This is a genomic window from Rhodoferax sp., assembly GCF_023701345.1.
In the GTDB taxonomy this organism is placed as follows: Bacteria; Pseudomonadota; Gammaproteobacteria; order Burkholderiales; family Burkholderiaceae_C; genus Rhodoferax.
In genome coordinates this window covers 1-8,861 of sequence record NZ_JAMPXE010000130.1, presented here as the reverse complement: position 1 = coordinate 8,861, position 8,861 = coordinate 1, and the positions used below count along the sequence as shown (strand labels likewise).

The window sequence follows — 8,861 nt, the reverse complement described above, 5'->3', positions numbered from 1 at the left end:
GAAGTGGGGGTGCTGATTGATGTGCGCATCCTGCGGCTGTTCAGGGTGTTTAGGGTCTTCAAGCTGACCGCTTACGTGTCGGAGTACCAGGTGCTTGGTCAGGCTCTGCGCGCCAGTCAGCGCAAGATCATGGTGTTTCTGACGGCGGTGTTGATGATTGTGCTGGTGGTGGGTACCTTGATGTATGTGGTTGAAGGGCCTGCCAACGGCTTTACCAGTATTCCCATCTCGGTGTATTGGGCCATTACCACCATGTCCACGGTGGGTTTTGGTGACATCACCCCTCATACAGATTTTGGCCGACTGATTGCTTCGGCCATGATGTTGCTGGGTTGGGGCACGCTGGCGGTCCCCACGGGCATTGTCACCGCCGAGATGGCTTATGCGCGCAATGCGCCCACCACCACCCGCACTTGCCAGGAATGTTTGACCGAGGGACACATGCCCGATGCTAATTATTGTCGCCATTGCGGTGCCCGTCTGTCGGCTTATGCGAATGATGAAGCCCCCGCCTGAGCACTTTTCATAAACTGGAGATGAGATGGTTTTAAAGTTGGTTGCCCCTGAAAAAGTAGGGCTGAGCCCCCAGCGCCTACAGCGCTTGATGACCGTCTTGCAGGGCGAGACAGACAGAAAACGCTTGCCTGGCGCGGTGGCAGTGGTGGCGCGGCATGGCCAGGTGGCCTTGTTCGACAGTGTCGGGTTGCTTAACCCGGCCACTGGTGTTGCCATGACGTCAGAGGCCCACTTTCGCATCTATTCCATGACCAAGCCGATTGTCTCGGTGGCGGCCATGATGCTGATGGAAGAGGGCAGCTTGCTGCTGAATGACCCGGTGGCCAAGTTTTTGCCAGAATTTGCGGCCCAGCAGGTGGCCACTTTTCAGGATGGCGCGGTGCAATTGCAGCCCGTTGGGCGCGCTGCCACGCTGCATGATCTGCTGCGCCACACCGCGGGCATGACCTATGAATTTCTGGGCAGCACCCCGGTGCAGCGCCAGTACACCCAGTTGCGCATTGGCTCGCGCGAGCGCAGTCTGGACGAATTCACCCGGCAACTGGCTGGCCTGCCATTGATCTTCGAGCCTGGCAGCGCATTTGAGTACAGCCGGGCCACGGATGTGCTGGGGCGGGTGATCGAGGTTATCTCGGGGCAGACCCTGCAAGCCTTTTTGGGTGAGCGCATTTTTGAGCCGCTGGGCATGATCCATACCGCCTTCGCGGTGGCTGAGCAACACCACGACCTGATCGCCGAACCCTTTGCACGCGACCCTGATGGCGGCGTGCAGATGCGTGTGATTGATGTTCGTGCCGATGCGGCGCTGGCCTCCGGTGGCGGCGGCCTGGCGTCCACCGCGATGGACTACGCCCGCTTTTTGCAGTTCATGCTGAACCGTGGCGAGCTCGCCGGCGTGCGCCTGCTGGGCCCGCGCACGGTCGATTTCATGACCACCGATCACCTGGGAGAGATCCCGGTGCACAGCGCGGGTTCGCGGTCACTGCTGCCCGCCGGGCACGGCTTTGGACTGGGCTTTGCCGTGCGCAAACATCTGGGCGTGGCGCCGGTGCCGGGTTCGGTGGGCACCTATTTTTGGGGTGGTCTGGCCGGCACCACATTTTTTGTCGATCCGGCGCTGGACCTGTTTGGCATCCTGATGCTGCAAGCGCCGAACCAGCGCGAGTACTACCGCATGCTGTTTCGTGACATGGTGTACGCCGCGTTGCTCGATTGATGGTCCGGTTTGATCAGGCCGGGACGGCACTTTCCTGCACGACTTCCTTATCCGTCGAACAGCTCGCACCACCACAGCCATGAATGGTCTGCGCAGATGCAGCGCTAGGGCGGCAGCAGGGCCGCATAAGGGGCGCTGACCACTTGTGCCGCGCAATGGTTTCGCCTTGACCCAGATCATTATTTTGTAATGTGAAATACGGTTCCTTATCGTAGAAGAGTTTGATCCAAATCAACGATCCGATTCCTCGTCGGAAGATGATCCGGCTTGTTGAAAAAGGCCGCAGGCACTTTGTCTGCTTGACCCAACAACATTTGAGGAGCACACCATGTTTCAGGTTCGCATTCACGGACGCGGCGGCCAAGGGGTTGTCACGGGAGCAGAGATGATGTCCATCGCTGCGTTTCTGGGGGGGCGCCATGCCCAGGCTTTTCCCAGTTTTGGCTCTGAGCGCACTGGCGCGCCGGTGGTGGCTTTTTGCCGCATGGATGACCGTGAGATTCGCCTGCGCGAACCGATCATGCAGCCTGATGCCATCATTATTCAGGACCCGACCCTGTTGCACCAGGTCGATGTCTTTAGCGGTCTCAGACAAGACGGCTACATCCTGATCAACACCACGCGCACGTTTGCCGAACTGGGGCTGGGCGAGTTTGTCAGGGATTTCCAGCCCGCGCATCTGCTCACGGTGCCGGCTTCGGAGCTGGCCATGAAACACGTCGGGCGGGCCGTGCCCAATGTGCCCTTGCTGGGCGCCTTTGCCGCCCTGTGCGGCCTGATCTCACTGGACGCCGTGCAGCGCGCCATCGATGACAAATTCACGGGCCCGGTCGCCCTGGGTAACAAGGCGGCCGCGGCGGAAGCTTACAAGTCCGTCATGGGACACGCAAAACAGCAAGAGGAGACCCATCATGCTTGAACAATGCGAAGGCTCGCATGCCGTAGCCAAGGCCGTGGCGCTGAGCCGCCCCGAAGTGATTTGCGCCTACCCCATTTCCCCGCAGACCCATATCGTGGAAGGCTTGGGCGAGCTGGTCAAGTCGGGTGACTTGGCGTCCTGCGAGTTCGTCAATGTCGAATCCGAGTTTGCCGCCCTGAGCGTGGCCATCGGGGCCTCAGCGGCCGGCGCGCGTGCCTACACCGCCACCGCCAGCCAGGGGCTGCTGTTCATGGCCGAGGCGGTTTACAACGCTTCCGGCCTGGGCTTGCCGATTGTCATGACGGTGGCCAACCGCGCCATTGGCGCGCCCATCAACATCTGGAACGACCACACCGACAGCATGTCGATGCGCGATGCCGGCTGGCTGCAAATTTTTGCCGAAACCAACCAGGAGGCACTGGACCTGCACATTCAGGCCTTCAAGATTGCCGAAGAACTGTCGCTGCCGGTGATGGTCTGCATGGACGGTTTCATCCTGACGCACGCCTACGAGCGCGTCGATATGCCCGACCAGGCCCAGGTGGACCGGTTTTTGCCGCCTTACGAACCACGTCAGGTGCTTGATCCCAATGATCCGGTCACGATCGGTGCCATGGTGGGGCCCGAGGCGTTTACCGAAGTGCGCTACCTGGCCCACGCCAAGCAGATGCAGGCGCTCGACCTGATTCCGCAAATTGCCGCCGAGTTCAAAAAGGAGTTTGGCCGTGATTCAGGTGGTTTGATCAAAACCTACCAGACCGAAGATGCCGAAACCATCGTGATCGCGCTGGGCTCGGTGCTCGGCACCATCAAGGACACCGTGGACGATATGCGCGCCCAGGGGATCAAGGTGGGCGTGCTGGGCATCACCTCGTACCGTCCGTTCCCAATCTCGGCCATTCGCGATGCCACCGCCAAGGCCAAGCGCATCGTGGTCATCGAGAAGTGTTTTGCCGTGGGCATCGGCGGCATTGTGTCGCGTGATGTGCGCAGCGCGGTGCGCAACCGCCCGCAGCCGGTGCTGACCGTGGTGGCGGGTTTGGGCGGGCGTGCCATCACCAAGACTTCGGTGCAGCAGTTACTGCTGGACGCGATTGCCGACAAGCTTGAGCTGTTGACTTTTCTGGACCTGGACTGGGCGGTGGTCAACCGGGTGCTGGAGCGCGAGAAAACACAGCGCCGTTCCGGTCCGGTTGCCGAAGGCATCCTGCGCGACATGGGCACGGTGCCATCGCCCCAAGCCTGATGTTCAACTGACAAGAAAGAACCATCATGGAAAAGTCATTGATCAAGTTTTACCAAACCGGCACCTTCACGGTCGGCAACCGCCTGCTTGCTCCCGAGCAACGCAGCGTGCAGTCGGGTACGGCACGCAGCAATTCACTCAACTCCGGTCACCGTGCCTGCCAGGGCTGTGGCGAGGCGCTGGGCGCACGCTACGCCATTGATGCCGCCATGGCGGCCACCAACGGCCAGCTGATCGCCGCCAACGCCACCGGATGTCTGGAAGTGTTTTCCACACCGTACCCCGAAACCTCGTGGCAAATGCCCTGGATTCACTCTCTGTTTGGCAACACGGCAGCGGTCGCCACCGGCATTGCTGCGGCCATGAAGGCCAAAGGCCGTAGCGATGTGCGGGTGGTGGCGCAAGGCGGCGACGGTGGCACCACCGACATCGGCTTTGGCTGCCTGTCGGGCATGTTCGAGCGTAACGACGATGTGCTCTACATCTGCTACGACAACGAGGCCTACATGAACACCGGCGTGCAGCGCTCCAGTGCCACGCCGCCGGCGGCGCGCACCGCCACCACCATGGCCGTGGGGCCGCATCCGGGCAATGAATTTGGCCAAGGCAAGAACCTGCCGCAAATCGCCATGGCGCACGAAATTCCCTACGTGGCCACCGCCACCGTGGCGGATTTGCACGATCTGGAATACAAGGTCACCAAGGCCATGTCGATGCATGGCGCGCGCTACATCCATATTTTTGTGCCCTGTCCGCTGGGCTGGGGCGCGGCCTCGCATGACACCATCAAGCTGTCAAGGCTGGCGGTTGAGAGCGGGGTCTTCCCGGTATTCGAAGCCGAGCGCGGCGAGGTCACGGGCGTGCTGAAGATTCGTCGCCAGGTGCCGGTGGAAGATTACCTGAAGCCGCAAAAACGTTTTGCCCACCTGTTTGGCAAAAAGCCTGATGTGGCCACCCTGGCGCTCTTGCAGGCGCGCGCCGACCGCAATATCCGCCGTTTTGGTTTGTTGACCTAATCAGTTGAGGACACTATGCAAAAACCATTTGCCATCACACTCGATGTCGGCAGTTCGCTGGCCAACCATACGGGTTCCTGGCGCACCGAGCGTCCGGTGTACCTGAGTCGCAAACCACCGTGCAATCACCAGTGCCCTGCCGGAGAAAACATTCAGGGCTGGCTGTTCCATGCCGAGTCCGGCAACTACCAGGAAGCCTGGCGCACGCTGGTGGAAGACAACCCGTTCCCGGCCATCATGGGGCGCGTTTGTTACCACACCTGCGAAGGCGCGTGCAACCGGGGTCAACTTGATTCACCCGTCGGCATCAACTCGGTCGAACACTTTTTGGGTGATGAAGCCATTGCCCAGGGCTGGAAGTTGCCTGTGCCGGCGGCCAGTTCCGGCAAAAAGGTGATGGTGGTCGGCGCCGGGCCTTCGGGCTTGTCGGCGGCTTATCACCTGGCACGGCTGGGCCATGCGGTCACTGTGATCGAGGCCGGGCCGCTGCCGGGCGGCATGATGCGCTTTGGCATTCCGCAATACCGCTTGCCGCGCCAGGTGCTCGATGCCGAGGTGCAGCGCATTGTGGCGCTGGGTGTGCGCATTGAATACAACACCAAGGTGGACAACGTGCTGCAAGCCAAAGAGGCGGGCGGTTTCGATGCCGTCTTTCTGGCCGTGGGTGCGCACATCGCCAAACGCGCCTTCATTCCGGCGGGCGATTCGGCCAAGGTGCTGGATGCGGTGGCGGTGCTGCGTTCCATGGAGGGCGAAGACAAGCCCATGCTGGGTCGCCGCGTGGTGGTCTATGGCGGCGGCAACACGGCCATCGACGTGGCCCGTACCGCGAAGCGGCTGGGCGCGACCGAGTCCATCATTGTTTACCGGCGCAACCGCGACAAGATGCCCGCGCATGACTTCGAGGTCGAAGAAGCGCTGCAGGAGGGGGTCATGATCAAGTGGCTGTCCACCATCAAGCAGGCCGGCGAGTCGTCCATCACGGTCGAAAAAATGGCGCTCGATGACAAGGGTTTTCCACAACCAACCGGTGAGTTCGAGACACTGGAAGCCGACTCGGTGGTGCTGGCGCTAGGCCAGGACGTGGATTTGTCGTTGATCGAAGGGGTGCCGGGCATGGCGGTGCGGGATGGCGTGGTGCAGGTCAATGGGCAGATGATGACCGGCCATGATGGTATTTTTGCCGGCGGCGACATGGTGCCAGCCGAACGCAACGTGACGGTGGCGATCGGGCATGGCAAGAAAGCGGCCCGCAATATCGATGCCTGGTTGCGCGGCACGGTTCATGTGCCGGCGCCAAAAACTGAAGTAGCCAGCTTCGATTTGCTCAACACCTGGTACTACAGCGACGCGCCCAAAACGGTGCGGCCCATGCTCGACATCATCCGGCGCCAATCCACCTTTGAAGAAGTGCAGGGCGGCCTGGATGAAAGCAATGCCCTGTTCGAAGCCAGGCGCTGCCTGTCATGCGGCAACTGTTTTGAATGCGACAACTGTTACGGCGTGTGCCCCGACAACGCCGTCATCAAACTTGGCCCCGGCAAAGGCTTTGAGTTCAATTACGACTACTGCAAAGGCTGTGGCATTTGTGTCTCGGAATGCCCTTGCGGCTCGATCAAGATGGTGCCGGAAGACATTTGACCTGCTGCCTGTCCCCCGGAGCTCCGGGCGCGCGCTTTGAGCCACGGTGCAGTTCACGCTTTTCATGCGTTTTATCAGTGTCGGGCCGATGATTTGGTTGAAAATGCCTTGGTCTGTTTACTTAATAGGAGTAAGTCATGTTCAATCATATCCTGGTCCCTGTCGATGGCTCCGATACCGCACAGATGGCCGTGGACAAGGCGACTGCCCTGGCCAAGGCGTTTGCCAGCCGGGTTACGGTGATATATGTGATAGATCCCTATCCCTTTACTGGCGTGGGTACCGATTTCGCCTATGGCCAGGCTGAATATTTGAGCGCAGCAACGGCCGAGGCCAATGCCGCTGTCAAGCTTGCCAAGCAGTCATTTGCCGATGCCGATGTCAATGTGGAGACTTCGGTGGTCGAGGCGCACACCGCCTGGCGCGGCATTGTCGAAGCCGGTGAGTCATTGCAGGCCGACCTGATCGTGATGGGTTCACACGGCCGCAATGCCCTTGAAAAACTGGTGCTCGGCAGTGTGGCCCAAGCCGTGCTGTCGCACACCAGGCTGCCGGTGCTGGTGGTGCGCAACTGACACAGTTTTTTTACCCGCACTGGCCCACATAACCACAGGCGGTGCAGAAGTCGCAGCCGTCCTTGTGGATCACGGTGGGGTTGCCGCACTCGGGGCAGGTTTTGCCGGCCATGGTTTTGCTGGCTTCGCGTGCCTCTGGCGTGTCGAGCACACCCATGTCACGCAGCGGGTAGCCTTCTTCATTCAAGATACCCAGCATGGCGTAGCGGTGGATGATCAGGCGCGCAATGTAGGCCACGGTCGAGGGCCAGGTTTGCTGGCGCTTTTCACCGTTGGGCAGGCCCGGCACAAAAGCCATGAAATGGCCCAGCGGTTCGGCGTAATTGAGCAGCTTGCGCAGCTTCATGCCAATCCAGGCCGGGTCGATCACCCGCATGTCAAGCGACAGCAGACGCGCCAGGCCGTCCATGGCTTTCGGGTAGTTGCCGCTGAAGCCCACGGCGCAGGGGCGTGTCACCATGTTGCCGTCGGGGCCGGGCAGGTTGACCTCCTTGAGCGTCACGGTAAAGGCTTCGCTGGTGGCCGGGTTGTCCACATCGACGGCCCAGGCCAGGGTGCCGGACGGGCCGGTGATGGGCTCATTGCGGCTGAACATGGCATCAATGACCGGCGTCGAGACCGGGGCCGGCCGGTTTGATTTTTGTGTCGCCTGGGCCGTAATTTGTTCACAGCGCCAGCGGATCACGGCCGCTGTGGCTGCCACCACGCCGGGAAACAAACGTTTTTCGCCATGGGGCGGGAACGGCATCTCGAAGGCATGCTCTTCGCTGACGGTGGCCAGCGCATCGAGCTTGAGCTGCAGCCAGGCGGGGTCGTTGGCGCGCAAGTCCATCGACAGGGTCTTGGCCAGGGCGCCCAGGCCACGCGGTTGCTCGGCACCGTTCACCCACACTTCAAAGGGCTGCGGTGCGCTGCCTTCCTGCAAGGAGAGTTCGCCAATGAACAGGGCAAAGTCGCCAAACGGGTGGTGCACCATGAAGGTCCAGGCCGGGTTGCCGCCCGGCAGGTCCGGGCGACCGGGCCAGCGCAGGGAAGAGAGCACGGGGGCCGGCAGGCGTTCAAGCAGCAGGCGGTGGTTGGTGGCGTCAATCTGCAGGGGTTTGGCGCTGCTCGGTGCTGGTGCCGCGCTCACGCTCAGCACCGAACCCAGTACCGAGTTGGGCCGGTAAGTGGCCAGACCTTTGAGTCCCGACTGCCAGGCCTGGGTGTACAGCCCCTGGAAGTCTTCATACGGGTAGTCGGCGGGCACATTGACGGTTTTTGAAATGGCGGTGTCAATGAAGGGCGCCACGGCCGCCACCATTTCCTCGTGGGCCTGGGCGCTCATTTCCAGGGCTGTGACAAAGGCGTCGGTCAGGGGCGCATCGGCGCCGAACAGGTGCCGGTACAGGCGCCAGGCGTGGTCTTCGACGGCGTATTCCTTGAAGCTGCCATCGGGCATGCGTTTTTTGCGGTTGTAGGTCCAGCTGAAAGCGGGCTCAATGCCATTGCTGGCGTTGTCGGCAAAGGCCAGGCTGATGGTGCCGGTGGGCGCAATCGACAGCAGGTGCGAATTGCGCAGGCCGTGCTTGTGAATGCGTTTTTTCAGATCGGCGGGCAAGCGCGAAGCAAAATTCTGGCCGCTCAGGTAGAGATCGGCGTTGAACAGCGGAAACGCGCCGCGCTCCTGCGCCAGCTCGCTCGATGCCTGGTAGGCGGTGTCACGCAGCAGCTCTGAAATATGCCGTGCCAT

The 8,861-nt window shown here is 61.2% G+C and carries 7 protein-coding genes and 1 pseudogene; 7 read left to right on the top strand and 1 reads right to left on the bottom strand.

What is annotated here, in order from left to right; translation table 11 throughout:
- The 7 genes from NDI87_RS14625 to NDI87_RS14595 form a co-directional block, all read left to right on the top strand.
- Nucleotides 1-516 (top strand): ion transporter (locus NDI87_RS14625; protein WP_296276148.1); only part of this gene is annotated, 516 nt, incomplete at its 5' end.
- A 25-nt stretch (nucleotides 517-541) separates the two neighbouring features.
- A complete protein-coding gene (locus tag NDI87_RS14620) occupies nucleotides 542-1,732 on the top strand; it encodes a serine hydrolase domain-containing protein (protein WP_296276147.1) in 1,191 nt (396 codons plus the stop codon).
- A gap of 328 nt (nucleotides 1,733-2,060) precedes the next feature.
- Nucleotides 2,061-2,651, top strand: a complete 591-nt coding sequence (locus NDI87_RS14615) for a 2-oxoacid:acceptor oxidoreductase family protein (protein WP_296276146.1) — start codon at nucleotides 2,061-2,063, stop codon at nucleotides 2,649-2,651.
- Nucleotides 2,644-3,897 carry a transketolase C-terminal domain-containing protein gene (locus tag NDI87_RS14610; RefSeq protein ID WP_296276145.1) on the top strand — a complete coding sequence of 418 codons (1,254 nt, stop codon included), beginning with the start codon at nucleotides 2,644-2,646 and terminating at the stop codon, nucleotides 3,895-3,897. Before NDI87_RS14615 ends, NDI87_RS14610 begins: the two co-directional genes overlap by 8 nt.
- A 26-nt stretch (nucleotides 3,898-3,923) precedes the next feature.
- A complete protein-coding gene (locus tag NDI87_RS14605) occupies nucleotides 3,924-4,913 on the top strand; it encodes a thiamine pyrophosphate-dependent enzyme (RefSeq protein ID WP_296276144.1) in 990 nt (329 codons plus the stop codon).
- A 15-nt stretch (nucleotides 4,914-4,928) separates the two neighbouring features.
- Complete coding sequence (locus tag NDI87_RS14600; RefSeq protein ID WP_296276143.1) at nucleotides 4,929-6,554, top strand: NAD(P)-binding protein; 1,626 nt, start codon at nucleotides 4,929-4,931, stop codon at nucleotides 6,552-6,554.
- 137 nt (nucleotides 6,555-6,691) lie between these two features.
- Entirely contained in the window at nucleotides 6,692-7,129 is a 438-nt protein-coding gene (locus NDI87_RS14595; RefSeq protein ID WP_296276142.1) for a universal stress protein, read from the top strand.
- A gap of 10 nt (nucleotides 7,130-7,139) precedes the next feature.
- On the opposite strand, the pseudogene NDI87_RS14590 reads toward NDI87_RS14595, so the two are convergent.
- A pseudogene (locus tag NDI87_RS14590) lies at nucleotides 7,140-8,861 on the bottom strand (ribonucleoside-diphosphate reductase, adenosylcobalamin-dependent); the annotation flags it as partial.